We start from the raw sequence: 26,129 nt of genomic DNA, 5'->3' as shown, positions 1-26,129 counted from the left end.
CGTTATCATAAAAAGCAGTGACAAGTAGATACGAAGAGAGCAAAGGCGCTTGAATCAGACCGGGAGCAAGGAACCGGCTGTTCAAGCGTTTTTTCGTAAGGCCCGTCTGGCACGCCAATGGTTCAAGGAGGTTCATATGGACGAACAATGGATCCAAAGCGTCGGGATCGATGTGGGAACAAGCACAACCAAAATGATCGTAAGCCGATTGCGATTGGGTCGCATGTCCAGCACGTTTTCGCTGCCGCGTTATCAGATCGTGGAGCGACAATTGCTGTATGCGAGTGAAGTACATTCCACACCGCTCATCGGATTTGATGAAATCGACGCTGACGGAATCGGATCGATTCTTGCAGCCGAGTACGACAAGGCACAAATCAGCTTGTCTCAAATCAAGTCCGGGGCGGTTATCATTACCGGAGAAACAGCCAGCAAAAAGAATGCACAGCATATCGTTCATCTGCTGGCTGAACGCTCCGGGGATTTCGTGGTAGCGACAGCAGGTGCTGACCTCGAAGGCGTGCTGGCGGGCAAGGGCGCTGGCGCAGAAAAACGCTCGCAAGCCATACAAGGTGTGATCGTCAATGTCGATATTGGCGGAGGAACAGCGAATGCAGCCTACTTCCAACGTGGTCGAGCGATTGCAACGGTTACGTTTCACGTCGGAGGAAGACTGATCCGTCTCAGTCCGCAAGGTGTCGTTCAATACGTGTCGCCGAACATTCAACAATGGCTGTCGGCAAAAGGATTGCGAATTCAAGTCGGACAGGAAATCGGATTCGCGCAGCTCACAGAGGTTGCCGAACAGCTGGCACGCAGCATGCTCGATTATTTGACGGGCAAAGAGCGCCAAGTATCAGGCTTGCTTGTATTGGGACCGCATTTACGCGATTCCATCCCTGTTGCTGAATTGACTGTCTCAGGCGGTGTAGGCCTGCTCATGAGCGGACCTCCCGTCCAAAATATTTCGGATGCGAGCCGATATGGCGATTTTGGCCCGCTGCTCGGATATGTACTCCAGCAGGAGCGCGAAAAAGGAACGTATCCGGTACAGTGGCTAGACCCGGATCAAACGGTACGGGCAACGGTAATTGGCGCGGGGATGCAAAGTACGGAGATCAGCGGTTCAACCGTGCATATCAAGCCGGAGCTGTTGCCGATTAAAAATATTCCGATTCTCAAGCTGGAGCTTACCGAGGAACAATTGGCAGATGCCACACGACTGCGACAGGAAGTGGCTTCGATCTACCAACTGGGTGAGCGTCTGTTTGAAAAAACGACAGGGATTCCTTTCGCACTCGCGATCTCCGGCATCGGGTACTGCTCGTACGCTTTGCTACAGACGCTGTCCCAGGAGCTGTCGGAGCAATACCGGGCAAGCTTCCCCGAGAGTCAAACCATGGTCGTGATCTGTGAAACAGATATGGCGAAAGCGCTCGGGCAGGCCTTGGCGCTACGTTGCAAAGGGGCACCGGAAATCATTTGCATCGATCAGGTGCGTGTGGAATACGGGGATTACATCGATCTCGGTGAGCCGATCTCGGGAACGATTATTCCCGTCGTTGTCAAAACACTCGCGTTTGATGAAAGGCCGTAACGTAAGAAGGGGTGGACGTGATGAACACGAAAACGACTGTGCTTGGACATACCTATCAATTTCGCGATTTGAAAGAAGTTTTCGCGAAGGCTAATGAAGATAAATCAGGCGACCAGCTGGCTGGTCTCGCCGCTGCTGATTCCCGGGAACGTGTAGCTGCCAAGCAAGTTTTGGCTGATCTGACGCTGGCGGATATCCGCAACAATCCGATGGTTCCAGCAGAAGAAGACGAAGTATCCCGTGTGATCGAAGAAGGCATCAACGAAAAAATTTACAGTGAAATCAAAAACTGGAGTGTAGCAGAACTCCGCGAGTACATTTTGAGCCATCAAGCAGGCGATAATGAACTAAAGCGCATCAGCCGCGGCTTGTCCAGTGAGATGATTGCAGCGACTGCCAAGCTCATGAGCAACCTGGACTTGATTACGGCTGCTTCCAAGATTAAAGTTGTGACGCATGCCAACACCGCAATCGGTCAAAAGGGCATATTGGCTTCTCGTGTACAGCCGAACCATCCATCCGATAACGTACAAGGCATCAAGGCGTCTCTGTACGAAGGATTGAGCTACGGAATCGGCGATGCGGTTATCGGGATCAACCCGGTTATCGATACAGCGGACAGCGTCAAAGACATTTTGAACATGACCAAAGACGTGATGACCAAGTTCGATATCCCGACCCAAAACTGCGTATTGGCTCACGTATCTACTCAAATGCGTGCCATCCGTAATGGGGCACCAGCAGACTTGATTTTCCAAAGTTTGGCGGGTAGTGAAAAAGGAAACAATGCATTTGGTATTGATGTAGCGCTGTTGGATGAAGCAGACGAGCTGATGCGCAAAGAGGGTACTTCCTATGGACCGAACTTCTGGTACTTCGAGACAGGCCAAGGCTCTGAGCTGTCTTCCGAGGCGCATCACGGCATGGACCAGGTAACGATGGAAGCGCGCTGCTACGGTTTGGCACGCAAATACAATCCGTTTATCGTGAACACGGTAGTTGGATTCATCGGACCTGAGTATTTGTACGACAGCCGTCAAGTAATCCGCGCAGGCTTGGAAGACCATTACATGGGCAAAATGCACGGTTTGCCAATGGGCTGTGACGTATGCTACACGAACCACATGAAGGTCGATCAGAACGATATGGACAATCTCGGTATCTTGCTCTCGTCGGCAGGAGTTAACTTTGTCATCGGGGTAGCTATGGCAGACGATGTCATGCTCAACTATCAATCGACGAGCTTCCATGATATTGCCGCGTTCCGTGAAGTGATGGGACTGCGCCCGGCACCTGATTTTGAAAAATGGTTGGAGAAAATGGGCATCATGGAAAACGGTAGGCTGACTGCAAAAGCAGGCGATCCGACAATCTTCATGTAAGATCAGGAGGTGAAAGACGGATGGAACAACAATTAGATTTCTTGGTAGATAAAGTAGTAGCAGAGCTGCAAAAGAAGCTGGGTGAGAACACAGAACAAGCTCCGTCACCAAAAGCAGAGACAGGCGGCTTGATTCAACTGAGATCGGAATCTAAGGCAGAGCCGGTAGCGAATGCGACGACGGCTCCAACGCAAGCTCCAGCGGTGAATGAGCAACTTGCTTCATCAGCAGAACCTGAGAGAACATCACATGTACCGAATCCGAAGTACAAGGAAGGCTTGGATGAACTGCTGTCCAGCACGCCAGCGCGCATCGGAGTTTGGCGTACAGGTGTGAGACCTTTGACCAAAACGATGCTTGAATTGCGTCGCGACCATGCTGCGGCTGTAGATGCTGTATACGGTGAAGTCAGTCAAGCGGTGCTCGATCAGTACTCCTTGTTCACAGTGGAAACACAGTACGACAACACCGAAAACTATCTAAAGCGTCCGGATATGGGGCGCGTCCTCACTGAGGAAGGCGTGCGCTTGCTGCAAGAGCGCGGCCAAAAGAAGCCTCAGGTACAAATCGTCGTTTCAGACGGCTTGAGTGCTGCTGCGGTTGACGCAAACCTGAAAGACGTGCTTCCATCTCTGATGGACTCTCTGAAAAGCTATGGACTGACCTGCGGCACTCCGTTTTTTATCAAAGGCGGACGCGTAGCCAGCATGGATCATGTCGGCGAGATTTTGGAGCCAGAAGTATTGGTGCTCCTGATCGGAGAGCGTCCAGGATTGGTTACGGCGCATTCCATGAGTGCATACATGTGCTACCGTCCACGCAAAGGTATGGTAGAATCAGAGCGTACAGTGATCTCGAATATTCATCGTCAAGGTACTTCTCCGGTTGAGGCGGGTGCCCACATTGGGACCATTCTCTCCAAAATGCTGGAGCAAAAAGCAAGTGGTGTGAAACTAGTCTTGTAACATGACGAGGAGGATTCAGCATGACATTTCGTAGAAAAAAAGTAGCCGTCATCGGTAGTGGTTTTACAGGAGCGACAACTGCGTTCATCATGGCGCAAAAAGAGCTGGCTGACATCGTTTTGGTCGATATCCCTCAATTGGAAAACCCAACGAAGGGTAAAGCACTCGACATGATGGAAGCTTCTCCAGTTCTCGGCTTCGATGCTAGCATTACAGGTACTTCTGACTACAAAGACATCGAAGGCTCCGATATCGTAATCATTACAGCAGGGATTGCCCGCAAGCCAGGTATGTCCCGCGACGACTTGGTAGCAACGAATGCAGCCATCATGCGCTCTGTTGCTGAGCAAGTGAAAACATATGCACCAAACTCCATCGTACTCATCCTGTCCAACCCGGTAGATGCGATGACGTATACATTCTACAAAACGTCCGGCTTCCCGAAACACCGCGTTATCGGTCAATCCGGCGTACTGGATACAGCTCGCTTCCGTACATTCGTAGCAATGGAACTGAATGTATCCGTTAATGACGTAACCGGCTTCGTATTGGGCGGTCACGGTGACGACATGGTACCACTCTTGCGTTACTCCTACGCAGGTGGCATCCCACTCGAAAAATTGATCCCACAAGATCGTCTGGATGCTATCGTAGAGCGTACACGCAAAGGCGGCGGCGAGATCGTAGCTCTCTTGGGTAACGGTTCTGCTTACTATGCACCTGCGGCAGCTCTGGTAGAAATGGCAGAAGCGATCTTGAAAGACCAGAAGCGTATCTTGCCATCTATCGCTTTGCTCCAAGGCGAGTATGGCTACAACGATATCTACCTGGGTGTACCAACACTTTTGGGTAGAAACGGTATCGAGCAAGTCATCGAGCTGGATCTGACTGCTGCTGAGAAAGTAGCATTGGATAAATCCGCAGATTCCGTTCGTGCTGTTATGAAAGTAGCTATGCCATAAGGCACGGATTTAAAATGAAAGCTTCGCCAGATGTTTTGGCGGAGCTTTTTTTACAATGTGGATTGAGTAGCCGTAGTGGAGGGAAGAAGTGGATTTCCAGTCTACGCTTCGGCCTACGCCCTGCTGAGGGCGGGTACTGTTCGCTCCGAAATAAATAGCGGGAGCGCTTCAAAAGTAGAGTTTCGAGGATGTATTTGCAGAGGTTGAAGCTGAAAACCCCCGCTATTTATTTCGAAGCTGGGTAGGGCTCCAGAGGCGCTAGGACTGGAAATCCACTTCTTCCTACGCGGCTGTATTCCTCCATAGTTGGGTGTAATTGTCACGACGTGCAAACACCTGTAAGACATTGGAGGAATTGTGCGAAAAGTGACGAACTAGTTTAATAAAATATGAAGAAATGTAAAGAAAAATCTTCCATAAAAATATATTTTATTGTAAAATAAAGGAAAAAATTAGGAGATGATTCTTTATGGGGGGGCTGCAAGGGACATTGCACTGGTCGCTGCGGTCAGAGATTGAAAGACACCGTAGAGAGTGCGGCTATACCTTGAGTAAATTAGGTGAACTAACGGGCATCAACCATGGGAGTTTAAGCGAGATTCTGAACGGAAATCCACCGCGGGCTATGACCATTGGTCAATTAGATGCGCTTGCTGCGGTATTTGGTCGCGAACCGGGTTGGTTGTACGAATTGTATACGGAAGAATGTATATCAGAGGGGAGAATATCGCGCCCTCGGTTGATTCCATATTTGATTCGATGTGCAGAGGTTGGGCGACAGGATTGTATAGACGAGGTTGTTCCTAAATTGTTGGAGAATCCGAAGAATATCTCGATCCTATTTGTCGTAGCAGAGCAGCTATATGAGGAAGGGAAACAGAAACAGTCAGTACCTTTCTATGAATACGTGATTGAAAACGAAAAAGATAGTTACTCTAACCAATTTGTGATGAGTCAGTACAGACTTTTTCGAGTAGTAGTGCAAGGTACGAATTCTGAAGAAAATTGGAAGGCTGTCATTCGATTTGATCCGTATCGAAGGCGCCTACCGGAAAATAACCAGTTAGATGCACTACTACAATTAGCAAATGTTTGTTATACTATCCACAAATGGAGAGAAATGGATAAATATGCCGACGAATTAAGGGAATTGGCTACTATTATCTATGAGGATGAGTTGCGTAGACGAAGAAGCAACAAGGCCAGTGAAATGCTTTCAACTGAACGTCATTTGGTTGTGTACTATGGACAAGCATTTCTCATTAAAAGTATAGCATTAGAGAAACAGGAGATGTACGAAGAAGCGAAGCGATATGTTGATGGATACGCTGATTTAAACTGGTTTGAACTCCTGGACGAAATTGGTCAAATCGAAGTGCAGAAATTTCGATCATGGGCGACAGCTAATTTGTATACGCTGAACATCCTTATGGGGAATAGTGATGTCATCCCAGATTATATTCATTTCCTTTTCGATCATCCGAAAGAGGTCCTTTCAGGTTTAGTAACGATCGTCAGTGCAGCTAATCAATACGGTTTTTCGATCGATTCGACATTTGAGCAGTTTGCAGAACATATTGATCGTTTTGAGGATCGTCAGGACGCTATCGGCATGAGCGAACATATTCAGTTTCGGAATGAAATGGCGATTTACTTGTTTAAAAGAGGGAAGTATGCAGAGGGGCTTAATGAAACACTTCGATGCCTTAGCTTGTCTGATACCATGAAAGATTACGATAACTTCAAAAAATGTACAGCGCTGTTTTGGACGCATCTGCAATATGCGTCTGATCAACAGAAAGGCAAGTATCAAACTATCCTTACGAAAGGAGCTGTATAGTGATGAAGGGGATTTTACTTTCACTTGCTCTCATTTTGGGTTTGGGTGTCAATGTTGTAAGTGAACCAGCAAAGATAGGAAACGATGTAGCAGTCGCTAATTATGGTCATGGAATAGGTGGTTGAATAGATCGTACCCCAAAAAACATCCCATCGGAGGGATGTTTTTTTTCTATTCAATTTTTCTTAATCGGTGAATTTCTGCACATCCTTGTATAGTAATTATATGTAATAAATTGTAAAAGAGAGGGGGCGTTGGATATTACTGCTATCGCAAATGTTTTAGATAGGGACCTTTCATTGTACCCAGGAAACTCCCCCAAAAGAGGAGTAGCATCAGCCCCTAATAGTAGGTGTACAATCCGGGGCATGGTAAAGGAAATTAGTTGCCATTTTGAGTTGGATAATAGAATCGAACAGCTACGACTGGAAATGATAGAATTGGCAGGGAAGTACGGTCTCTCACATGATAAGGTTTTGGCTGTAAGCGAACAATTGGATAAATATATTGTCATTGCTCAAAACAGATTGAAAACGGAAAAGTAAGGATTAGGTTAGTCCTTCTTACACCGCTAGGCCCCCAAAACCCTTCCATCAACCCATTATCTGGGTATTCGCTGACTCCTAGGTCAAAAAGTTATGAACTGGATGACGAAATGCTAGGAATGTTAAGTAGTGTATTTCAAAAAAAAAAGAATCGTAAAATAAAGTAAAATCACGAAGGGATGAACCTTTATGGTGGGGCTGCAAGGGACATTGTATCAGTCACTGCGGTCAGAAATTGAAAATTGCCGGAGAAAGCACGGTTATACATTAAGCAAACTGGGTGAATTAACGGGCATTAACCCCGGGAGTTTGAGCGAGATTCTCAATGGAAATCCGCCGCGTGCTATCACCATTGGTCAGCTAGACGCGCTAGCCAATGTGTTTGATTACGATCCGGGTTGGTTGTATGAATTATACCCGGAAGAATGTATATCAGAGGGGAGAATATCGCGCCCCCGATTAATACCATACTTGATTAGATGTGTTGAGGTTGGGCGAAAAGATTGCATAGAAGCTACTGTCCCCCAAATGATGGAGAATCCGAAAAACATCTTGATTCTGTTTGCACTTGCAGAGCAGCTATATGAGAAAGGGCAACTGAAAGAGTCAGTGCCCTTTTATGAATATGTGATTGAGAATGAGAAAGATAGCTATTCTGACCACTTTGTGATGAGTCAGTATCGGTTATTTCGAGTTGTACTTGGGACAAATACAGAAGAAAATTGGGAGAATGTAATTCGGTTTTCTCCGTATCGCAATAGGCTTCCAGAGAACTACCAACTCGATGCTTTATTCCAATTAGCACGGGTTTGTTTTGCTATGCAAAAGTGGAACAAATCAGGGGAGTACGGTGACGAGTTACGGCTTCTTGCAGAAACTGTTCACATGTATGAATTGGACAGGTTGAAAAGAAACAAAAAAGGGGAACCCCTGAAAACAGAGCGCCATCTTGTCTATTATTACGGAATGGGACATTTATATAAAGGCGCAGCACTGGAAATGCAAGGACTGTATGAAGAGGCGAAGCAGTATGTGCAAGTTTACGCTGATTTAGGATGGTTTGAATTACTTGATGAAGACGGACGTAAAGAGGTAGAAAGATTCAAAGTATGGGCAAAGGCGAACTCCTACACATTAGAGGTGTTGTCTGGCAATACAAGCATCATTGAAGAGTATGCAGACTATCTCGAGAGCCTTCCCACCAATGAAGTTCTTGCTGGTTTAAATGCCATTATGAGATCCGCTAACACCTACCATTTTTGCGTGGATGAGATTTTAGAGCGTTTTGTCTCCCACATTGCTAGTTTCGATCAATTTACAGAAGCAATTGGATTGGATCGACATCTTCGGTTTCGATATCAGATGGCTATTTATGAGTTTGGAAAAGGGCGGATAGAGAGAGGAATTGAAGAAACGATATATTGTCTTTCTCTAGCGGATTTGTTAAATCGACATGACGAGGCTCTTACATACATAGCCCTGTTTGGATGGTTAGGGAATTTGAATAAGCGGATAGATAACCAAAACTAGTTAGGTGGCTAGCATCCTTTTAGGTCATAGTAAATATATCGTAGATTGATGAAACATCCTCTATCAGGATGTTTTTTTATTCCATTTTTTGCAGTCGGTAAAAATCTGCATAACAACTTATGGTTAATTATGTAATAAATCACAAAATAAGGAGGGGAGGCAATCTTCCATGAAGCAATAGAAATCTAAGAACATCTCTAAAAAAGGAGCCGCAGGTGCCACTGAAAGCAAGTGAATAATCCGGTGGTAAAGGAAGTAGGGTGAGACTTATAGCAGCAATTGCATTTAAAAAGGGCGTTCCACCCCTTCGCCAGGTTAAAGGAACGCCCGCAGGAGGAGCAGTTACAGCTCCTATAAGTAAATGTATCACGCTACCTCTAGATCGAGAAGGAGTAACCTATCACGATATTGATCATTTGAAAAACATTGTGGAAGAATTGCGCGGACAACTGGTGCAATTGTATTTAGAGAAGAATGATTTTTTGGATGATGACGTCGTGGCATTAAGCCAGCAATTGGATCAGTACATTCTGGTTATTCAATCAAAAATGATGAAAAAAGATAGATTATAAGGTGTTTTTGTTACAGGAGGGAATCTACAAATTTTATATATTCCCAATATATGAAAAATTGGTATATTATTACTATGTGGTAATCTCGCTTATTACCGCTCTTTCTACAGCCCTTTTTGCTTTAGCTTTATCGACTTCAATTGGTCTTGCAGCGGAAGAAAACAGTATGGGTCCATTAAGTGATGGGCAGGATTTCGACATCGCTATGTATAAATCCAATATTCATGATGTGACCGATACTTCTGCTTATTTATGGGCTTATACTGACGGAGAAGGAAGAGACCTCGCTAAAGTAAGAGTCTATTCTTATTTTTACGTGAATGGAAATCTCAAGAAAAAAGACTACGATAATGGCACATCTTATGCATCTATCGATTACACGGCTAACGTTACAGCATTGATGAAGGCAAAAATTACCTCCTCCCATTACGCTTACAATAAGATAGGCGATGTAACAGAAAGAACTTCCAAGGCAGAGTATCAAAATTAAAAATGTGTAGGAGGTAAGATAGTATGAAGAAAAGAAGTGTATTTATTTTCGGTCTTGTTTTCGCTGGTGCTGTTTTCGCTGGTAGCAATCTATACGCAAGTGAAGATATAGAACAATATGAAATATCGAATCACCAGAAAACCCTTCATGCATTGGGAATCGAAGCAAAACCTAAAGATATAGAAAGAATGAATACTTTGACAGACGAAAATGGAAAGGAATGGATTTACACTGATTTTATCGACAGAGGGACACTTATAGAAAAAATGGATAATAAATATACTGAGGATATAGGGGGTGCATTCATTCAAGTACATGACAAAATTATGCAGAAATATGCCGAAGTAGGGGATACCATTCCGGTTATTCTTCTGGATGAAGAGTTAAAAGAAGGCTCCTTCTCGTTTAACAGAGAAGATGGAGAGGTTCTGGTATTCAAACTCAAATATAATCAAAACAATGGAACATGGGATTACCAAAAGGAAGAATAATTTCGAAATTGCTTCCAGATAGCCGGTTAACATTAGCAGCATAACCGGCTATTTTTTGTGTCTAGCATTCCTTAACCTAGTAAACCCACATTTTCGTTTTTCTTGCGGCATCCATATTAAAGTGCGGTTATATAATTACCAATTAAATCACTAGCCTACGATCTACTCCTACCACTGACCAATCAATTTATGAGGAGTGTGGCTGATCTGCCTAAAATATGTCGTAATACTTTACTCGTTGTAGTTCTTAGCTCAATAACCTTACTTGGCTGCTCCAATGTTTCTGAAAAAACTGAAGATATTTCTGTTATTTCTGCTCAATCGGACACTTTGGAGAAAGTAAAAAACGGGCAATTAGAAGGTGTATTAATTGGCATTGGAGCAACAAAGAAAGAGGTTCTAGATAAAATCGGAACCCCCATCAAGAGTGGAAATTCTGAGTATGGATTCAAAGTATATTATGATGGTTTTAATTTACAATTCGAAGACTATGCTAATTCAATTGATGAAGTAAAGGATAGTAGTAAAGTCGTCCTAATGAATGCCGAACCAAAGACTGTTGGAATGACTGGAAAACCTGAGGAAATCAAAAAAACATTAGGGGAGCCTTCCAGAGAGTTTATGGATGACTCAGGAGATAATACGTTTATATTGGAATATGAAAATAATGGAAACCTATTAAGGTTTACGTTTGATTCAAAAGAAAGTTCAGTAAAGTATGTTACCCTTCGAGTCCAATGAGCCAGACTACGATAATGTCCCTCACTACCGAAAATAAACGTAAAAACAGACTGTCATCTAGGTGGCAGTCCATGCTTTTATTGAAAGGGTGTGTAGTCATGAGGAATTCGTTTGACGGCAGTATCGGTATGATCCGAGGAAGTCGAACAGATAGGGATGGGAACTTGCAAATAATAAATGAAAAACATGACTCCATTTTTTACAAAGCAAACGATCCTTATACCAGTATAGAGGCGAATCTGAAATCGTTTGATCTTCCTGAAGACTATGTAAAATTTTTGCATGAGTTCGATAGTGCCGTCTTATTTCGAACTTTGAGACAGGGCGGTGGTTGCAGTATATTGAGCCCCCAACTCGTCATTCAGTATTGGAAAGGATACAGCATAGATCACCCTTACTATCCTATCGCATGGAGCAGTCACTCTTTAGGCTGTATATGCGTGGATCAAGACAGAATAGACAGCGGAAACGGCTACCTCACATGGATTGAATCAATGGACCCCGACAACCCGATTGACATTGACCTGACATTTACAGAATGGCTGGATAAGCTCATCGAGCATGAGGGGAAGGAATTCTGGATTCCACCTTACGAAGAATAGCCACAGACGCGAGAAATCGCGCCTGTTTTTATGATGAACGTCCCAATGTTTTCCGTAGAATACGAACCTTGATAGGATGGTTATAATCGTTTTGTATCTACGACATCATTTTGGAATCAAACAGCTGTAAAAATTAAGGGGAATAAGGTTTGATTTGGCCAGGGATCAGCAATTTAACCCTGATCATTCCAAAAAATCGCAGTCGAATTTCTTGTTTGTCATAAAGTCTACCTTTTGACATTTGACTGGAATGTTCGGAAAAATGGCGTTACCGACCTGTCTGAAAAATTAGTCCATAAAAAAAGAGACGGTTCTCCCGCCTCTTCTCTTTTACTTGTGTAACCCAGTTGACTCTATTTTTCTACCATTTCGTTTCCGTTTTGTGTTCAATGATTGGCAATAATTTTGGTTCAATTGCTTTCATCATTTGTTTCAGTGAATGCTCGGTGATCGGTCCTCCATCACCTTGAAGTTGTCCTCTAGCCTGTGTTTCTGCAATCACATCAATCACTTGTTGTTTCGAGACATTTTTAGATGCTGCAATCTCCACAACAGTTTTACCTTTTGCTAATTCTTGCTTTAATTCTGTCGCGCTCATTTTTAGTAAAGCAAACAGTTTTTCATCGTTTAAAAAGGCATCAGCGGTATAATCAGGCTTACCATTAAAGAGAATAGACCTTCTACTTTAATGTTTGAAGGTGTATCAGAAGCTGTAGGAATACCTACGATCTTAGTAAGACTAATGGTATTGTCCTGAACAAAAACCTGGAAGACCGGTTTATCGAACATCTCATTGGTGTAATTCAACATCCATGTTTTTTGATTTGGATTCTCCATTTGCTCTATAGCAACCTCGTACGTTTCGACGTTGCCATACATTTTATTAATAAGATCATTCACCTTCGCCTTGATTTCCTGATCGGTTAAAGTAATGAGTGACTTCTCCTTAGGCTCCCAATTCTCTTGAATCACGTGTTCAATCTCACCCGTACTACCGTTTGTATGGAGGGTAATCTTCTTGCCGGTTCCTCCTTTTTCCTGTAGTACGATGCTTGTTTGGTTCACGTTGATTACATTTTCCCCTTTGGATACATCACCTTGAACGTTGCTTGCATTGATAATCTCAAACGATTTTGTTTCAGGAAATGCGAGATACAGCTTCTCAAGCGTTGATTTGCCAACCTCATCCACCTTGACTTGTTCAGTAGTCATCGGTGTTCTAGTAGGCATGTCAATCACGGCAGAAGCCGCAAATGCTGCAGCTGGAATCAAAATCGCAGTAGCAACCATTCCACCAATTAATCGTTTTTTCATAATTACTTCGCTCCTTTTTTGTTGTAAATAATGTGAATACGATTGTTCTATTTGTTCTCTGAATAAGCAGCTTACACACTATATTGCCTCTTTAGCGGAAAAAGGTTCGGTTCATATCGAACTATTCTATCTATCATTTTGTAGGAAGGAGAATACTAATGATTAGCATTAAGAATTTAAAATCCACAAAAAAAAGAGCACTAGCTACTATTGGTTTTATAACAATTGCAGGACTTGCTGTTTACTATATAGGTGACTTGAAAAAACAGAATTTCCTTTATTCCAGTGATTCAGATTATAGAATCGTTTCTGGTGAAGCAATGTTTACCGAAACATTCACTACCGTGGAGGATCTAGCTGAAAATGCAGATATCATAGCCGAAGCTGAAGTTATTTCTCAAGAAAATAACCCTAATTATGAAAGACTAGATGTATATACAGTCTCTGAATTAAGATTAACGAAAGTCTATAAAGGTGATGTAGAGATAGATGATACAGTATCTGTACTGGAAACTGGAGGGGAATTCGATGAAAGAGAGACGGCCAAATATTTCGCAGGAAAGTCAGGATCTAAATTAGTGAATGATGATCTTGGTGAACCCAGAATAACATCGGTAGGGATTGAAGGAAGTATTCCTATGAAAGAAGGAAATAAATATTTTGTTTTCTTAACAGAAGATAAAGATGACGTTTATAACATAGTAGGGTCAGTTCAAGGAAAAATAAAGATTAATGACGAGAACACACTTGTATCCCAAGTTTCATTGGAAGTAATAGAACATGGTAATAAACATAATAATCTTTTTTTCCTGCAAGAAAATTATTCAGGGGAAGATATCTCTGAGCTTAGAAACGAAGTTGAACAACTCATTGCTTCTTCTCCCAAATAGCTCCCCAAGGTCTATCTCAACCACAAGATCATTACGAAGTGGACAGGAAGAGAAGATAACTGTAATTACATGGGGGAGGTTTTTTCAATGCAATACTATTCATTCCTTGTCTTTGTGCTTTTCCTTTATATCACGAAAGTGTATAACTTCATCGAGAGCAGACTCAGCTCGCTCGATTTCGCCATAGTCATTGGTATGGGAGTTTTTTGGCTATTACTTAAATGTTGTGAATACTTATCGGGCGTATTGGAAAAGTTTTGTATCAAGTTCAAAATAAAAGTATGGAAATTGTATGTGGTCGCATTGATTTTGTATTTCTTATTTTAGTTCCTTACACAGAGTATTCACCCGTTTCTGTTCAGAGGACGGGTTTTTCTATGTTCAATATTTTTCACCTATGTAACGTGAACCAAACTCCTCGTTCTCGTGAATATACAGTAGAGCAAAAACGAAGGGAGGAAACGCTGTGGACGAGTGGGAGTTGATTGCCAAATGCCAAAAGGACGAGCCGGAAGCTTTTGAACAATTGGTCAAGCCTTATCTGGCGATGGCATACCGGACAGCGTATTTGATCATTCATGACAAGCATCTGGCGCAGGACGCCGTTCAGGAAGGGCTCATCGAAGCGTATCAGCACATAGACCGACTCGATCCAAAACGGGGAGTGGCCTTTCGTAATTGGCTATACCGGATCATTACGTTTCGGGCTCTGAATCTGGTACGCAAGCAGAAGCCTGTAGTGGAGTATGAGGAGATGATTCCAGAAGAAGCGATGACGCCGCTGGACAACGTGATCAAGCTGGAGGAGCAGCGGCAAATATGGCAGGCGATTCGCAGCATGAAGGCGGAGCATCGCGCGGTTATTATTCTTTACTATTATGAGGGCTTCAGTGTGTCGGAGATCGCCAAAATTACGGGCTCCTTTGAGGGGACGGTTAAATCGCGTATGCATAAGGCGAGGAAGCTGATTGCGCAGCAATTGGACAAGGAATGCATTCCATCTGATTTTTTGCGGGAAGGGGCAATGACTCATGACTAACGAGGAGCGGCAAATCCAAGAGACGCTTAGGAAAGTAGCGGAAGCTGTCGAGATACCGAGTTTTCAAATGCCAAGCAAGAATGACGGACTGCAAGTGAGAAGGCGTCCATTTTACCGTAGCAAAAGATGGGCTTCCATCGGCATCGCTTCCGCAGTCGTAGTCGCTCTGCTCACAAGCATACAGGTGTCCCCAACATTTGCGGCCTATGTCAAATCGATCTTTGCTCAAGACGGGTTTGACGAAGGAGTGCAACAGGCGGCGAGACAAGGCTTCTCCGAAACATCGAATCTTTCTGTTACCGATCAGGGGATTACCTTGGAGGTAAAGGAAATCATTGCTGATCCGGCGCAGGTAAAGGTTGCTTTAATGATTAAGCAGTCGGATGGCAAGCCGTCGCTCCCTACATATCCGTCAGCGACAAACGCAGAATCCAATGCAGTTGAATTGCTGGATGCCAAAGGGGAGGTCATGACTGACAAGTGGGGAACTACCTTTGAAGAAAATGTGGGATTCGTCCGGTTTATCCTCGGGGAAAAAGAACAAGAGCCCCTTCCGAAGACGTTGTCGATACATTTTGATGAAATCGGTGATAGAAAAGGAAACTGGAAGCTGCAAGTGCCGATCACGATGGCAAAAACAACGGCCGCAACGACTGTGCTGCCTGTTAATCAGACGCGGGTGACGAGGCATGGATTGAAGATGACCTTACATCAGATCATCAACACGCCAACGACCACCCGAATTGAGTTGGAAACACAATGGACAGAGGCGGCCAAAAAACAATTGGAACAAGAAGCGATAAAGTTAACTGGAAAGACGACGAACCCTGATTATGCTCCATTTCTTCCGTATCAGCAATATAGGCTGGGATATTACTACGAGGAGGCAGATGGCAGCAAGGGGAAGGAAAGAATCATAAATAATTCTTATTCCATTGATCGCTATGGGCATTTCCGGTGGATCATGGACGACGATCCGTTACCAAAAGGCAAAGCAGCGACGCTTGTCATAAACAGCTTTCACAAGGCAATACCGTACGATATGAGTGTCACCTTTCGTCCCGATGAGTTGAACAAGAAGCCCGTAATCAAACAAGTGGGAGAAGATATCTTCACAGTGAAAGGCATCAAGCTGGAAAAAGATAGGGCTTCGGAAAAGCAGCAAATGGTAATGGAGGTAGAGGTACTATCCAAAGATATTTCGGATATTTATTTGTCTTGGTGGGTACTTCAAGATGGGCAAGGGACAACCTACCAGGCTAATATGGGTCATCAATCCGGGGGACCCGTTGATCCGTCAGGACGCGAGCGAGCAACGTACAAAATTCGGCTGGAGGACAGCAGTCATTGGGAAGGAGGAGAAATAACCAAGCTCCCGGAGAAGCTCACACTACGACTAGATGCTGTTCAGAAAAAATATCCACTAGAGTGGAGAATTCCAGTTACCAATCCATAAAGAAGAAAACCGCCCCGTACAAAGGGCGGTTTTTCATGTTTATTTCGCGACCAACTGTGGCTCCTTCTGCCCGAGTCGGATCGTTGCTTCATTCGGAATCCACATGCCTGTGTTCTCGTCACGTCCTTGCAGGACAACCGTAGGTTTTGCTTTGCCCATCTGTTCGGCACCTTTGGTAATTTGCTGCCCAATTTTGCCGCCCTTGACGCGGTTCACGACGAGCGCGAGCTGCACGCTATCCAGCTCTGTCATCATCTCGAAATCACCGTTGCTATCGCCAGCGATGAAGATAGGACCATGACCATACTTTTTCACCAATACATCCTGGATCACTTCCGTCTTGCCATGGCCTACCGTGATCGGGTAGTTAGGCTGGTACACATTCGTGATCAGTCCGTTTTCTGTTTTCAGACGCATGCCGATGATGTTCTCCGCTGGGAGATTGTAGCCATATTTCGGAAGAGTGGCAAAGACACGAACGACATCCTCCAAGGAGGCACTCACAACATACACGTCGATGCCATTGGCACGCAGCGTGTTCATCAGGTTTGCGACTTCTGAGGTGAGGCGCAGACCAGTTGTATGAGAGGCTTTCACTACGCCTGCTTTGCCTGCCAACGATTTCGGACTCGTCCAGGTTACTTTTTCAATCGCCATGCCCAGGCTGTGATCATTGGATGCTTCCGCTAATTGTTGTACTTCTTCTACGGTCATGTTCGTGAAGAGGTAGAGGATCCACGGATAGCCAATTGAGGTGCTGTGCGTATCATTGATCGCTTCATACAAGAAAAACAGCTTGGCTTTGAAATCTGCGAATTGCTCTGTTGCTGTTACTTCTTCCAGTGATTTTGTTCCTTTAAGACCTTGATAATTTTGATATAAGTACGTGTAGTCGGCTACGAGATCAGTCGCGATGGCATCGAGTGTGACAGGCTTGCCATCGACATTTTTATACGAATCGGAAAACGGTCCTTCTGGTACATTCGTGCGGATGACCTTCCCGAATTCTTCTGGTGTGAGCTTGTAAGCCAAATGGTTGATCTGATAGACAAGCAACGCTTCCTCTGTGTCATGCATGATGCTCGTATTGTCCCAGTCAAAAATGGCATACGGCTTCTTTTTGGCATTGTAGGAGGCACTCTTGATGCCGTGTTTCTCAATCAATTCATGGACAGCTTGATAAGTCGCAGGTGCCCATTTCCCCTTGTCGAGCATCTGCACGTTGGTGTCCTTGGCCAAGGCTGGCATCTGCATCGCGAGCAGAGCGACGATCATCAGCATGGTTAGCCACCACGTTTTGGGTTGTGCTTTTCTGTGTGACATGGTTGTCATCCCCTTTTTCTTTTTCTTGATCCCCCAAATGAAAACGTTATCATTTTTTCAAAAGAAAAAGGCCTTCCCCACGCCTATTGATAAAGCGCAGGTAGAAGACCTCATTGTCTTAAGCGTTTTCATTTGTATTCTAATCATACTAAATTTAACAGTAAAAGCAAGAAGATTCCGATAAACATAATAAGGGCAGGACTAACGATCCAATCTAGCGAAGACAGAAGAGTTTGCAAGAAAAAAGTGGATATAATCTAACCATAAGATAGATGAGAAGGATGATGTTTACGTGACCTTGATAGAATCCAGCAAAGGCATTTTGATGAATTGCTTGGCATTACAGGCGAATGAGACATTTTTGGTGGTGGCCGACGAGCGGAAGCGGGACATCGGTGAGGCGCTTTGGGAAGCAGGGAAACAGCTCGGGGCAGAAGCAATGCTGATGGTCATGAAGGAACGGGAAAAGTCCGGTCAAGAACCTCCTGCGGCTGTTGCAGCGGCGATGAAGAGCGCAGATGTGGTGGTATGTGTGACGCAGCACTCTTTGACGCATACAAAAGCACGAAAAGAAGCAGCAGCAAATGGTACAAGACTGGCTACCATGCCAGCTATTACGGAAGATATGTTCCTAGCGGGAGCAATTTCCGCTGACTATACACAAGTAAAGGCACTCACCGAGCGCGTGACCGAAATGCTGACGCGGGCAAGTACCGTGCGAATCGAAAAAGCGGGTAAGTCCCTGACGTTTTCCATCGCAGATCGCAATGGGGTGCCGAGTACAGGTATGTACGTCAATCCTGGTGAATCGGGCAACTTGCCTTCCGGGGAAGCGTATATCGCCCCATTGGAAGGGACCGCAGAGGGACAAATCCTCGTCGATGGCTCCATCGCCGGTATCGGAAAAATCGATTCACCCCTGCTGCTGACGGTCCAAGAGGGTCGGATCACAAAGGCAGAAGGAACGGCGGCTGAACGCCTCCTGCAAATGCTGGGGGACCAAGATGGGCGGATGCTGGGTGAATTCGGAATCGGAACGAATGATAAGGCGCGTATCACGGGAGTTGTGTTAGAGGACGAGAAGGTGTACGGAACGATTCACGTAGCCTTTGGTAGCAACAACACGTTTGGCGGGACGATTGTCGCAGGGGTGCATATTGATCTGGTTGTCAAAGAGCCGGATGTGTATTTGGACGACAAATGTATCATGAAGAGTGGAAAACTATTGGCAACATAGGACAAACTAGATGGATAGGAAGGATGAATCCCGATAGGTAATGGTGTAATATGGGGGAAATCCTAGAGGTGGATGTGGTGTGATGGCAATGTCTGAAAAAGTATTTGCGATTATAACAATAGGTAACCTGATCTTGGCTGCTGTTCTTATTTTCATGGAGAGGCGAAACATTGCGGCGACCTGGGCCTGGCTGATGGTTTTGCTGTTTTTGCCGGGTATCGGGTTTATCGTTTACTTGATTTTTGGACATAAGCTAAGCAAGAAAAAGCTGTATCGGCTCAAGGAAGGAGAATTTTCTCATTTTCGAGCTGCGGTCGATAGACAAAAGCAGTTGCTTGCCCAAGGTGAACTACAGGTGAACGACCCTGAGATGGAGAGACACCGCGACATGATTTTCATGAACGTGGTAAGTGATGGAGCGTACTATACGCAGGATAATACCATTCAGGTTTTTAAGGAAGGCCATAGTCTGTTCAACCTTATGTTCAAACAGATGGAGGAAGCACGCGAGCATATACATTTGCTCTACTATATTTTGAATGACGATGATTTAGGGAAACAGCTCATTCAACTGCTGACGAAGAAGGCTAAGGAGGGCGTCGAGGTTCGATTGCTCTATGATGCGGTAGGCTCCTCTGGTATCTCATCCCGTTTCCTACGCCCACTGGTAGAAGCAGGGGGTGAAGTCGCCTCCTTTTTCCCGGCGAAGATTCCGTTCCTTAATTTTCGGGTCAACTTCAGGAATCATCGCAAGCTGACGATTATTGATGGCAAGGTTGGCTATATCGGAGGCTTCAACATCGGGGATGAATACTTGGGTAAGGACAAGAAGCTGGGGTATTGGCGTGACACCCATTTGCTGATAGAGGGAAGAGCGGTGTATATGCTGCAAGCACGCTTTTTCCTGGACTGGAATTTGTCTGCCCCGAAAAGAATGCATGAGTCATTCGCATATTTTCCGGAGCTTCATGAGGCCGAGGGCACGATTGGGGTTCAGATCGTATCGAGTGGGCCAAACTCGGAAAAAGAGCAAATTAAGCATGCTTTTTTGAAGATGATTTACAAGGCACGGAAGAAGATTTACTTGCAGACGCCGTATTTCGTTCCTGATGAAGGTGTACTAACCGCACTGAAGATGGCGGCAATGTCTGGGGTAGATGTACGGGTGATGGTCCCGGGAAAGCCAGATCATTTGTTGGTATTCTGGGCGACTCACTCTTATCTCGGTGATTTGTTAAAGAGCGGTGTGCGCTGTTACCTCTACGAGAAAGGCTTCATGCACGCCAAAACAATCGTGGTGGATACCCAGTTGTCGTCTGTGGGAACAGCCAATGTTGATATTCGTAGCTTCAAGCTGAATTTCGAGACGAATGCGTTTATGTACGACTCGAAGATGGCAGAGGAGCTGGAGGAACTGTTTGTCTCCGATCTGGCTGATTGCCGGGAGATGACACTGAGAGAGTATGTGAACCGACCACTGCGTTTGCGCTTGCTAGAATCGTTGACGCGGCTGTTGTCTCCACTTTTATAAAAGCGGTACGGGAAAGTACAAGAGGACCTGTCAACCTACGTGTGCAATCACGGGGGTGGCAGGTCCTTTTATTTTCGTTAAGAAGCTTATGCCGTACCGAATGTAACACCCATCTCCGTTAAGTATTGACGGTAAGCGATGCTCGCGCGGTCGCATTTTAAGGACAGCTCTACTTGCAGATCGAGTGGCAGGTCCTCAGGCTTTTGATTTTCCACGATCGGTTTATCTTGAGCGAAGATGAGGTTTTGGAAGCTAATGATTTCCTCATCGGAAAGGTTCGTTTCATAATTAAAAGACAGTACGCCATAAGCTACGCTTCGCGCTTCATCCTGCGGCATCACAGTAAGCAAAATGGACATCAGATTGCCGTTTTCCGCATCGCGTTTCGTGAATTTTACCGTGAGGGGGCGGAGGATTTCGTACGTGTAATAGACGTGCTTCGCTTGACCAGTACCGTCCGGGTCAGGCTGAAAAATCTTGATCTCATCCGTGCGAATGACACCGTTCTCGTCGCGGTGAACGCGGTAATCCCCGATTTCCATATGCGTTTCGACACCTAAATAACCCTCGTGAACGACAGCCAGGTGGCCTACATCCAAAAAGTTCTCTACGACGCGTGGAGGCTTGGCCATCACGGTTTGTGGCCCCCAAATGACATTTCGAAAACGTTCATCCTCAAATTCCGGCAGGGCAAAAAACTCAGGAGATTGGTTGTTGAGATTCACCCACACGAATCCATAACGCTCTGCACAGCCGTATAAAATAGCGCGAGCCTTGCCGGGAATGGCTTGCTCGGCAGGTAGCTGAGGGATTTTTACACAGGCGCCGGATGCTTCATATTCCCATCCGTGATACGGACAGACCAGCTTTCCTTCTCGGACGCAGCCCAGAGACAGGGCAGCGCCTCTGTGAATACAGAGGTCTTTAAACGCATGGATTCCTTCTTCGTTGCGGAAGAGGACGACCCGCTCGCCCATAATGGTGACCTGGATCGGGCGGTCTTGCACATCCGCCGAACGACAGGCGACGATCCACTCATTACGCAGCACGGTATCTTGCACGATCATTGATGAGACACTCCCTTTGTCGATACTTCGGTTATTCACCCATTGTAGCGGGAGAGTCGAAGGGGAGTCAACAGAAAACACGAACATTATAAAGCGATAATACCTATTTATTACGTGAATAGTTGCCTAAAAACGGATTTATCCGGTATAATCCCACTTATATCGTTCGTGATTAGCTAAAATACCACTAGGGAGGCCTTTTGAAAGTGGAACAACATCGAGAAAGCAATCAGCTTGTTGTGGGCGTCGATGACAAAATCAGTGTGGGCAAGGCGTTTTTACTTGGTTTGCAGCATGTGTTAGCTATGGACTTGTACATTGCCCCTATTATTATTGCTGGGCTGCTGACCATGGACGCTTCAAGCACTTCTTTCTTTATTCAAATGTGTTTTCTTGCGACGGGTATCGGGACGTTGATCCAGACTGGATTTGGATTGCGTTTGCCTGTCGTGCAAGGCCCTTCCTATGTGCCCATCGGTGCGCTGGCTGCGATCGGCAGTAAGCTGGGGATGGGTGCGATGATTGGTAGCATGATTCCTGGAGCGCTGTTTGTAGCCCTGATGGGTTATCCATTGAAGTGGTTTGCCAAAGCGGTGCGCAAATTTATTCCACCGCTCGTCGGCGGGACGGTGATCATTATCGTAGGCATTGCTTTGATGCCAACAGGGATGGGAAACATTTATCACTCCCCGGGAAATATTTGGACCAACATTTTGATTGCGGCCGTTTCTGCTGGTGTGCTTGTCATCTGTATGCTGCTTGGCACAAGAGCAAAGGTTGCGGGGGCGTTTTTTAGACTTGTATCTGTCCTGATTGCGATTTTCGTGGGAACGATAACCGCTGCTTTTTTTGGAACGGTAGATTTTAGTCCGGTTGGACAAGCACCATGGCTGTCCATGCCGAAGCTGTTTCCATATGGGGCTCCTGTATTTGATCTCAGTGCTGTTTTGACGATGCTTTTTGTTTATATGATTATCATGATTGAAACAACAGGGACTTGGTTCGTCGTCTCTACGGTAACGAACAGTGAATTGACGGAGGAGCGACTGAATCGCGGTGCCGTCGGTGAAGGCTTGGGGTGCTTTGTCGGGGCATTATTCGGAGGTACACCTACGACTGGCTATTCCTCCAATGCAGGGTTGATTGCGGTGACAGGAGTAGGAAGCCGGATGGCGATTATGGCCGGAGGATTCATCTTGATTGCCCTTGGGCTGGTGCCGAAGCTGTCGGCGGCGATTACTTGTATACCGGAGCCAGTCATCAACGGGATTTTTGGGATCGTGTGTGTAGCGATTGTGGCGAATGGGATCAAAGTCATTCAAAACATTACGATTGATGACCGCACGATGATGGTCATTGGACTGCCGATCCTGCTGACGATGGCGGTAACAGTCCTGCCGAAAGACGCACTCGCAGGAGTACCTGATTTCGTGAACTACATTTTATCTTCAGGCATTACAGTAGGGGCGTTGGCAACGGTACTTTTGAATCTGCTCATTCCAGAGGGAAAAAAGAACAGAGTAAAGGTTCCACAGCAACAGCCTGTTAGCAGCTAAATAAAAACAGCCCGGCGCACCAAGCTGCCGGGCTGTTTTGTGGGCCTATATTTTAGTTAAGGGGCATCGATGAGCCAATAAAGCTGGTGAGAAGAAAAAGCACAGAGCTCGTAGACCTTGACAACGCCTACCCAGTCGGAACTTCAAAAAGGGGACCCGCTTGTCGAACACTTCTTCCTTGAGAAACGTCCGCCCGTAGGGTGGCTTTGGCTCGACGGTCCCCTTTTTGAAATGGAGACGAGCATTCAATCACCCCTTGCGGGCGTGTCAGAGTCGAAGAGAACTGTGCTTTTTCTTCTCCTCCACTATGTTGACCCATAGGTCTTTCTTATTACTTCTTCGTTCCAGTCAAATACTGCACGGCTTCATCCAGTTGCTTTTCAATCAGAACAGGGTCGTAGCCAAGCCATCTATCCACATCCACTACGTAAACATGGTTGTTTTTAACAGCGGGCAAGTTCTTCCACAGGCTGCTTTGCTCGATTTCTTTCAAATACTGAGCGGCGTCTTCCCCAGGGAACAGCATCAGGAAAATATGGTCGGCTGCATATTCCGGTAGAAGCTCCATGGACACGTCTTTTGACCAGAACAGCGGGTCTTTCTCGATCTCGCTCTTGATGAGTGGAGGTGGCGTCAGCTGAAGATCATTGTACAAAACATGGCCCATGTTGCGAGAGCCGTACATTTTGATCGTTTTCGCACGGACGTTTAATGCTGCTACGGTCTCGTTCTTCCCGACCTTAGCATTTACTAGCTTGCGTGCTTCCTCAACCTTTGCTTTGTACCTCTGCTCCCAAGCCTTTCCTTCTTCTTCGATACCTAGTGCTTCCGCCACCTTTTGTACATGCCCATAGACATCGTATTGATCAAAGTCGATTGCCACGACAGGCGCAATCTTCGTCAGCTTTTCATAAACCTGTTGCTCGTCTTCGGCACTAGTCAGGATCAAGTCAGGCTGCAACTCGAGGATTTTCTCCAGATTATAGGCATCATAATCTCCCACGACTTCGATTCCACCGACCAGTGGTTACATGTCCGGACCTTCCATATGTCCCTTCAATGCACCGATTGGCTTCACACCAAGGGCAAGCATGGGGCCTAAATATTGCAGGGCCACGACGCGCTGAGGTTTCACAGGAATGGTAGATTCGCCTTTTGCGTGCTTCAGGACGCGGGTCTCGCTGCTTTTATTCTCTTGTGCAGGCGTAGCTGGATTGGGGCTGGCTGTCTGACCGCATGCCGTGAGTAAGAACAAGGAAAGAATCATGAATCCGGGCAGCCAAGCTTGTATGCGTAATCGTTTCATCGTATATCCTCCATGAATGAAAATGATTCTCATTAACAAGGTTCATCTTACCCTGAACGCACTCTTTTCATCCATGGAGAATCTTCCGTTTTTCTTTGGACAATGTGGCTGTATTTGAATGGGTCAGGATTTGGACGGCCTCTTCCAGCTGGATGTCGAGGGAGAGGGGATCATACGAAAACCAAATCGGGTTGAGAATGACGACTTGCCCTTTTTGTACAGCAGGAATTCGTTGCCACACATCCTGTTTCATTAACTCTGTGAAGTGTGCCCGTGAGAGGTCATCATCAAAAATGTGGACAAACAGCCAATCTGCTGCGTACTGGCTTAATTGATCCTCGTTGATTTTGGTCGCCCAAAAATTGGGGTTGCGTGTTAATTCTCCTTGAATGATTTTGGGTGGCGTCAGCTTCAAGGATTTGTACAGTACATGCCCGATATTTCTAGCACCGTATGCAAATAGGCTCTGTGGGCGCACATTGAGGATCAAGAATGTGTCTTCCTTTTGGATATGAGCGTCGATGCATCGCTTCGCCTTCAAAACCTTCTGTTCATGCTGCCTGAGCCACATGTGTGCCTGATCTTTCATGCCAAGCACATCGGCCAGTATGTTCAAATGACCAAATACATCGTGTTCCATCCACGGAAATGCAAGAGTAGGTGCAATCTTGGAGAAAGTGGCGCAATCTCCTGTCGATTCGGTCAAAATAAACGTCGGTTGCAATGGCTCGATCAAGTCTGGCGTGTTCTCGGGCAGGCTGACTATCTCATCTGCCTCTTTCATCCGCAATTGCTCGCGTAAATAAGTGACCTGCTCTTCTGGAGCGCCAACCGGTCTGATTCCGAGTGCTAATAAATACTCGGCATAGTGAAAGGTGACGGGTGCCATTTGCTTCTGATTCATGCGGACAAAGACAGTCGGCGACACGCCTATCTGCTGTTTGAAGCGTCTGCTGAAGTAAAACTCATCGGCATACCCGACCAAGCGAGCTACCTCGCGCAATCGTTTATTCGATTCGCGAAGTAGCGTCTTTGCATACTCCATCCGGCAGCTCGTCAAATATTCGATCGGGCTTTTTCCGACCTTTTTCTTGAAGACTTCGGAGTAGTACCGAGGGGTAAGGCCAGCTCGATTCGCTAAATCATCTAAGGTGATTGGCTCCGCATAATTCGTATGAATGTAAGAAAGAGTCTGATCGACAACGCTTGATGTTTCTACGGTAGCCTGCTGTTCAGCATGGCTCCAAATCAGATGCAGCAATTGCTGAAAGCGAATTTGATTTTGAAAAGCTTCCAACGGATTATTGGTTTGTCGATGAGCAAACAGCGTGAGGGCAAGCTCCGTGCCGTGATCGACCTGGTGAAATAAACATGAGCTGCGGTCCAGATGCCAGGAAAGACTCGGGCTGTAAGCGTTGGTGACCTGATCTTGCTGTTGCAGGGCGTCAAAATCGAATACGAGGAAACGGAGTGGATCTTCTGTATCAGCGCGCACTTGCCTCGCAGATTCTCGAGAAAGAACCAGCACACTTCCATCTAGTAGAGTGGCTTGATCCGACTCGTTCAGTATCCGGCCCGATCCTTTTGTCACGATGAGCACGGCATGGGTAGAGCCTCCGGAAAACGTCCATGCTTCTGTCGGTGACAAGGTGACCTGCTGTATGTCTTGAAGTCGAAACAGAGGAGTGGGCGG

At 45.7% G+C, this 26,129-nt stretch carries 23 protein-coding genes and 1 pseudogene; 18 read left to right on the top strand and 6 right to left on the bottom strand.

Translation table 11 applies throughout. The annotated features are described in order from the left end of the window. Nucleotides 1-136: 136 nt before the first annotated feature. The 12 genes from ACQ5DJ_RS07170 to ACQ5DJ_RS07115 all read left to right on the top strand — a co-directional run bounded on the left by ACQ5DJ_RS07170 (nucleotide 137) and on the right by ACQ5DJ_RS07115 (nucleotide 11,717). Nucleotides 137-1,597: an ethanolamine ammonia-lyase reactivating factor EutA gene (locus tag ACQ5DJ_RS07170; RefSeq protein WP_429841836.1), complete on the top strand. Its 1,461-nt coding sequence runs from the start codon at nucleotides 137-139 to the stop codon at nucleotides 1,595-1,597. A 20-nt stretch (nucleotides 1,598-1,617) separates the two neighbouring features. Next, nucleotides 1,618-2,979: an ethanolamine ammonia-lyase subunit EutB gene (locus tag ACQ5DJ_RS07165; protein WP_429841835.1), complete on the top strand. Its 1,362-nt coding sequence runs from the start codon at nucleotides 1,618-1,620 to the stop codon at nucleotides 2,977-2,979. 20 nt (nucleotides 2,980-2,999) lie between these two features. Beyond that, the gene (gene eutC, locus ACQ5DJ_RS07160; protein WP_429841834.1) at nucleotides 3,000-3,944 is read left to right on the top strand and encodes an ethanolamine ammonia-lyase subunit EutC; all 945 of its coding nucleotides are present in this window, start codon (nucleotides 3,000-3,002) and stop codon (nucleotides 3,942-3,944) included. Nucleotides 3,945-3,964: 20 nt separating this feature from the next. Next, entirely contained in the window at nucleotides 3,965-4,906 is a 942-nt protein-coding gene (gene mdh, locus ACQ5DJ_RS07155) for a malate dehydrogenase (RefSeq protein ID WP_429841833.1), read from the top strand. A 469-nt stretch (nucleotides 4,907-5,375) separates the two neighbouring features. Continuing rightward, nucleotides 5,376-6,746: a helix-turn-helix domain-containing protein gene (locus ACQ5DJ_RS07150; RefSeq protein ID WP_429841832.1), complete on the top strand. Its 1,371-nt coding sequence runs from the start codon at nucleotides 5,376-5,378 to the stop codon at nucleotides 6,744-6,746. Nucleotides 6,747-7,114: 368 nt separating this feature from the next. Next, nucleotides 7,115-7,291 carry a Spo0E family sporulation regulatory protein-aspartic acid phosphatase gene (locus ACQ5DJ_RS07145; protein WP_429841831.1) on the top strand — a complete coding sequence of 59 codons (177 nt, stop codon included), beginning with the start codon at nucleotides 7,115-7,117 and terminating at the stop codon, nucleotides 7,289-7,291. Nucleotides 7,292-7,480: 189 nt separating this feature from the next. Next, entirely contained in the window at nucleotides 7,481-8,821 is a 1,341-nt protein-coding gene (locus ACQ5DJ_RS07140; protein WP_429841830.1) for a helix-turn-helix domain-containing protein, read from the top strand. A 260-nt stretch (nucleotides 8,822-9,081) separates the two neighbouring features. Beyond that, nucleotides 9,082-9,393 carry a Spo0E family sporulation regulatory protein-aspartic acid phosphatase gene (locus ACQ5DJ_RS07135; RefSeq protein ID WP_429841829.1) on the top strand — a complete coding sequence of 104 codons (312 nt, stop codon included), beginning with the start codon at nucleotides 9,082-9,084 and terminating at the stop codon, nucleotides 9,391-9,393. Nucleotide 9,394: 1 nt separating this feature from the next. Next, complete coding sequence (locus ACQ5DJ_RS07130) at nucleotides 9,395-9,883, top strand: hypothetical protein (protein ID WP_429841828.1); 489 nt, start codon at nucleotides 9,395-9,397, stop codon at nucleotides 9,881-9,883. A gap of 23 nt (nucleotides 9,884-9,906) precedes the next feature. Beyond that, nucleotides 9,907-10,374, top strand: a complete 468-nt coding sequence (locus tag ACQ5DJ_RS07125) for a hypothetical protein (RefSeq protein ID WP_429841827.1) — start codon at nucleotides 9,907-9,909, stop codon at nucleotides 10,372-10,374. Nucleotides 10,375-10,563: 189 nt separating this feature from the next. Next, on the top strand, nucleotides 10,564-11,115 hold the full coding sequence (locus ACQ5DJ_RS07120) for a DUF4309 domain-containing protein (protein ID WP_429841826.1): 552 nt from the start codon (nucleotides 10,564-10,566) through the stop codon (nucleotides 11,113-11,115). 98 nt (nucleotides 11,116-11,213) lie between these two features. Further along, nucleotides 11,214-11,717 (top strand): SMI1/KNR4 family protein, encoded by a 504-nt coding sequence (locus tag ACQ5DJ_RS07115; protein WP_429841825.1) that lies wholly within the window; start codon nucleotides 11,214-11,216, stop codon nucleotides 11,715-11,717. Between the two features lie 361 nt (nucleotides 11,718-12,078). On the opposite strand, the pseudogene ACQ5DJ_RS07110 reads toward ACQ5DJ_RS07115, so the two are convergent. Beyond that, a pseudogene (locus ACQ5DJ_RS07110) lies at nucleotides 12,079-13,031 on the bottom strand (hypothetical protein). A gap of 158 nt (nucleotides 13,032-13,189) precedes the next feature. Here ACQ5DJ_RS07110 and ACQ5DJ_RS07105 point away from each other — a divergent pair. From ACQ5DJ_RS07105 to ACQ5DJ_RS07095, 3 genes are all read left to right on the top strand, one after another. Continuing rightward, nucleotides 13,190-13,921 carry a hypothetical protein gene (locus ACQ5DJ_RS07105; RefSeq protein ID WP_429841824.1) on the top strand — a complete coding sequence of 244 codons (732 nt, stop codon included), beginning with the start codon at nucleotides 13,190-13,192 and terminating at the stop codon, nucleotides 13,919-13,921. A gap of 466 nt (nucleotides 13,922-14,387) precedes the next feature. Further along, a complete protein-coding gene (locus tag ACQ5DJ_RS07100) occupies nucleotides 14,388-14,960 on the top strand; it encodes an RNA polymerase sigma factor (RefSeq protein WP_429841823.1) in 573 nt (190 codons plus the stop codon). Continuing rightward, complete coding sequence (locus tag ACQ5DJ_RS07095; protein ID WP_429841822.1) at nucleotides 14,953-16,416, top strand: DUF4179 domain-containing protein; 1,464 nt, start codon at nucleotides 14,953-14,955, stop codon at nucleotides 16,414-16,416. Before ACQ5DJ_RS07100 ends, ACQ5DJ_RS07095 begins: the two co-directional genes overlap by 8 nt. 39 nt (nucleotides 16,417-16,455) lie before the next feature. Here the strand turns inward: ACQ5DJ_RS07095 and ACQ5DJ_RS07090 are convergent, their stop codons facing one another. Further along, nucleotides 16,456-17,739: a haloacid dehalogenase-like hydrolase gene (locus ACQ5DJ_RS07090; RefSeq protein WP_429841821.1), complete on the bottom strand. Its 1,284-nt coding sequence runs from the start codon at nucleotides 17,737-17,739 to the stop codon at nucleotides 16,456-16,458. A gap of 292 nt (nucleotides 17,740-18,031) precedes the next feature. On the opposite strand from ACQ5DJ_RS07090, the gene ACQ5DJ_RS07085 reads away from it, so the two are divergent. Next, entirely contained in the window at nucleotides 18,032-18,976 is a 945-nt protein-coding gene (locus ACQ5DJ_RS07085) for an aminopeptidase (RefSeq protein ID WP_429841820.1), read from the top strand. Nucleotides 18,977-19,058: 82 nt separating this feature from the next. Continuing rightward, nucleotides 19,059-20,507, top strand: a complete 1,449-nt coding sequence (gene cls / locus ACQ5DJ_RS07080) for a cardiolipin synthase (RefSeq protein ID WP_429841819.1) — start codon at nucleotides 19,059-19,061, stop codon at nucleotides 20,505-20,507. An 86-nt stretch (nucleotides 20,508-20,593) separates the two neighbouring features. On the opposite strand, the gene ACQ5DJ_RS07075 is transcribed toward cls, so the two are convergent. Next, nucleotides 20,594-21,574, bottom strand: a complete 981-nt coding sequence (locus tag ACQ5DJ_RS07075; protein WP_429841818.1) for a Rieske 2Fe-2S domain-containing protein — start codon at nucleotides 21,572-21,574, stop codon at nucleotides 20,594-20,596. Between the two features lie 206 nt (nucleotides 21,575-21,780). Here ACQ5DJ_RS07075 and ACQ5DJ_RS07070 point away from each other — a divergent pair, with 206 nt between their 5' ends. Next, entirely contained in the window at nucleotides 21,781-23,130 is a 1,350-nt protein-coding gene (locus tag ACQ5DJ_RS07070) for a uracil-xanthine permease family protein (protein ID WP_429841817.1), read from the top strand. 331 nt (nucleotides 23,131-23,461) lie between these two features. Here ACQ5DJ_RS07070 and ACQ5DJ_RS07065 read toward each other — a convergent pair whose 3' ends face one another. The 3 genes from ACQ5DJ_RS07065 to ACQ5DJ_RS07055 form a co-directional block, all read right to left on the bottom strand. Then, on the bottom strand, nucleotides 23,462-24,133 hold the full coding sequence (locus ACQ5DJ_RS07065) for an ABC transporter substrate-binding protein (protein ID WP_429841816.1): 672 nt from the start codon (nucleotides 24,131-24,133) through the stop codon (nucleotides 23,462-23,464). Between the two features lie 24 nt (nucleotides 24,134-24,157). Continuing rightward, nucleotides 24,158-24,436, bottom strand: coding sequence for a hypothetical protein (locus ACQ5DJ_RS07060; RefSeq protein WP_429841815.1), 279 nt, complete (start codon nucleotides 24,434-24,436; stop codon nucleotides 24,158-24,160). Nucleotides 24,437-24,503: 67 nt separating this feature from the next. After that, nucleotides 24,504-26,084: a helix-turn-helix domain-containing protein gene (locus ACQ5DJ_RS07055; protein ID WP_429841814.1), complete on the bottom strand. Its 1,581-nt coding sequence runs from the start codon at nucleotides 26,082-26,084 to the stop codon at nucleotides 24,504-24,506. Nucleotides 26,085-26,129: the final 45 nt, after the last annotated feature.

This window comes from Brevibacillus sp. FIR094 (assembly GCF_050477165.1).
Lineage (GTDB): Bacteria > Bacillota > Bacilli > Brevibacillales > Brevibacillaceae > Brevibacillus.
This window is presented reverse-complemented; position numbering and strand designations above follow the sequence as displayed.

What these genes read in the sequence shown, in the direction of transcription:
- ACQ5DJ_RS07095 (WP_429841822.1), top strand. Translation starts at nt 14,953, where the DNA reads ATGACTAACGAGGAGCGGCAAATCCAAGAGACGCTTAGGAAAGTAGCG.
- ACQ5DJ_RS07150 (WP_429841832.1), top strand. Translation starts at nt 5,376, where the DNA reads ATGGGGGGGCTGCAAGGGACATTGCACTGGTCGCTGCGGTCAGAGATT.
- ACQ5DJ_RS07125 (WP_429841827.1), top strand. Translation starts at nt 9,907, where the DNA reads ATGAAGAAAAGAAGTGTATTTATTTTCGGTCTTGTTTTCGCTGGTGCT.
- ACQ5DJ_RS07120 (WP_429841826.1), top strand. Translation starts at nt 10,564, where the DNA reads ATGAGGAGTGTGGCTGATCTGCCTAAAATATGTCGTAATACTTTACTC.
- ACQ5DJ_RS07075 (WP_429841818.1), bottom strand. Translation starts at nt 21,574, where the DNA reads ATGATCGTGCAAGATACCGTGCTGCGTAATGAGTGGATCGTCGCCTGT.
- ACQ5DJ_RS07115 (WP_429841825.1), top strand. Translation starts at nt 11,214, where the DNA reads ATGAGGAATTCGTTTGACGGCAGTATCGGTATGATCCGAGGAAGTCGA.
- eutC (WP_429841834.1), top strand. Translation starts at nt 3,000, where the DNA reads ATGGAACAACAATTAGATTTCTTGGTAGATAAAGTAGTAGCAGAGCTG.
- ACQ5DJ_RS07090 (WP_429841821.1), bottom strand. Translation starts at nt 17,739, where the DNA reads ATGTCACACAGAAAAGCACAACCCAAAACGTGGTGGCTAACCATGCTG.
- ACQ5DJ_RS07105 (WP_429841824.1), top strand. Translation starts at nt 13,190, where the DNA reads ATGATTAGCATTAAGAATTTAAAATCCACAAAAAAAAGAGCACTAGCT.
- cls (WP_429841819.1), top strand. Translation starts at nt 19,059, where the DNA reads ATGGCAATGTCTGAAAAAGTATTTGCGATTATAACAATAGGTAACCTG.
- ACQ5DJ_RS07140 (WP_429841830.1), top strand. Translation starts at nt 7,481, where the DNA reads ATGGTGGGGCTGCAAGGGACATTGTATCAGTCACTGCGGTCAGAAATT.
- ACQ5DJ_RS07165 (WP_429841835.1), top strand. Translation starts at nt 1,618, where the DNA reads ATGAACACGAAAACGACTGTGCTTGGACATACCTATCAATTTCGCGAT.
- mdh (WP_429841833.1), top strand. Translation starts at nt 3,965, where the DNA reads ATGACATTTCGTAGAAAAAAAGTAGCCGTCATCGGTAGTGGTTTTACA.
- ACQ5DJ_RS07060 (WP_429841815.1), bottom strand. Translation starts at nt 24,436, where the DNA reads ATGAAACGATTACGCATACAAGCTTGGCTGCCCGGATTCATGATTCTT.
- ACQ5DJ_RS07170 (WP_429841836.1), top strand. Translation starts at nt 137, where the DNA reads ATGGACGAACAATGGATCCAAAGCGTCGGGATCGATGTGGGAACAAGC.
- ACQ5DJ_RS07145 (WP_429841831.1), top strand. Translation starts at nt 7,115, where the DNA reads ATGGTAAAGGAAATTAGTTGCCATTTTGAGTTGGATAATAGAATCGAA.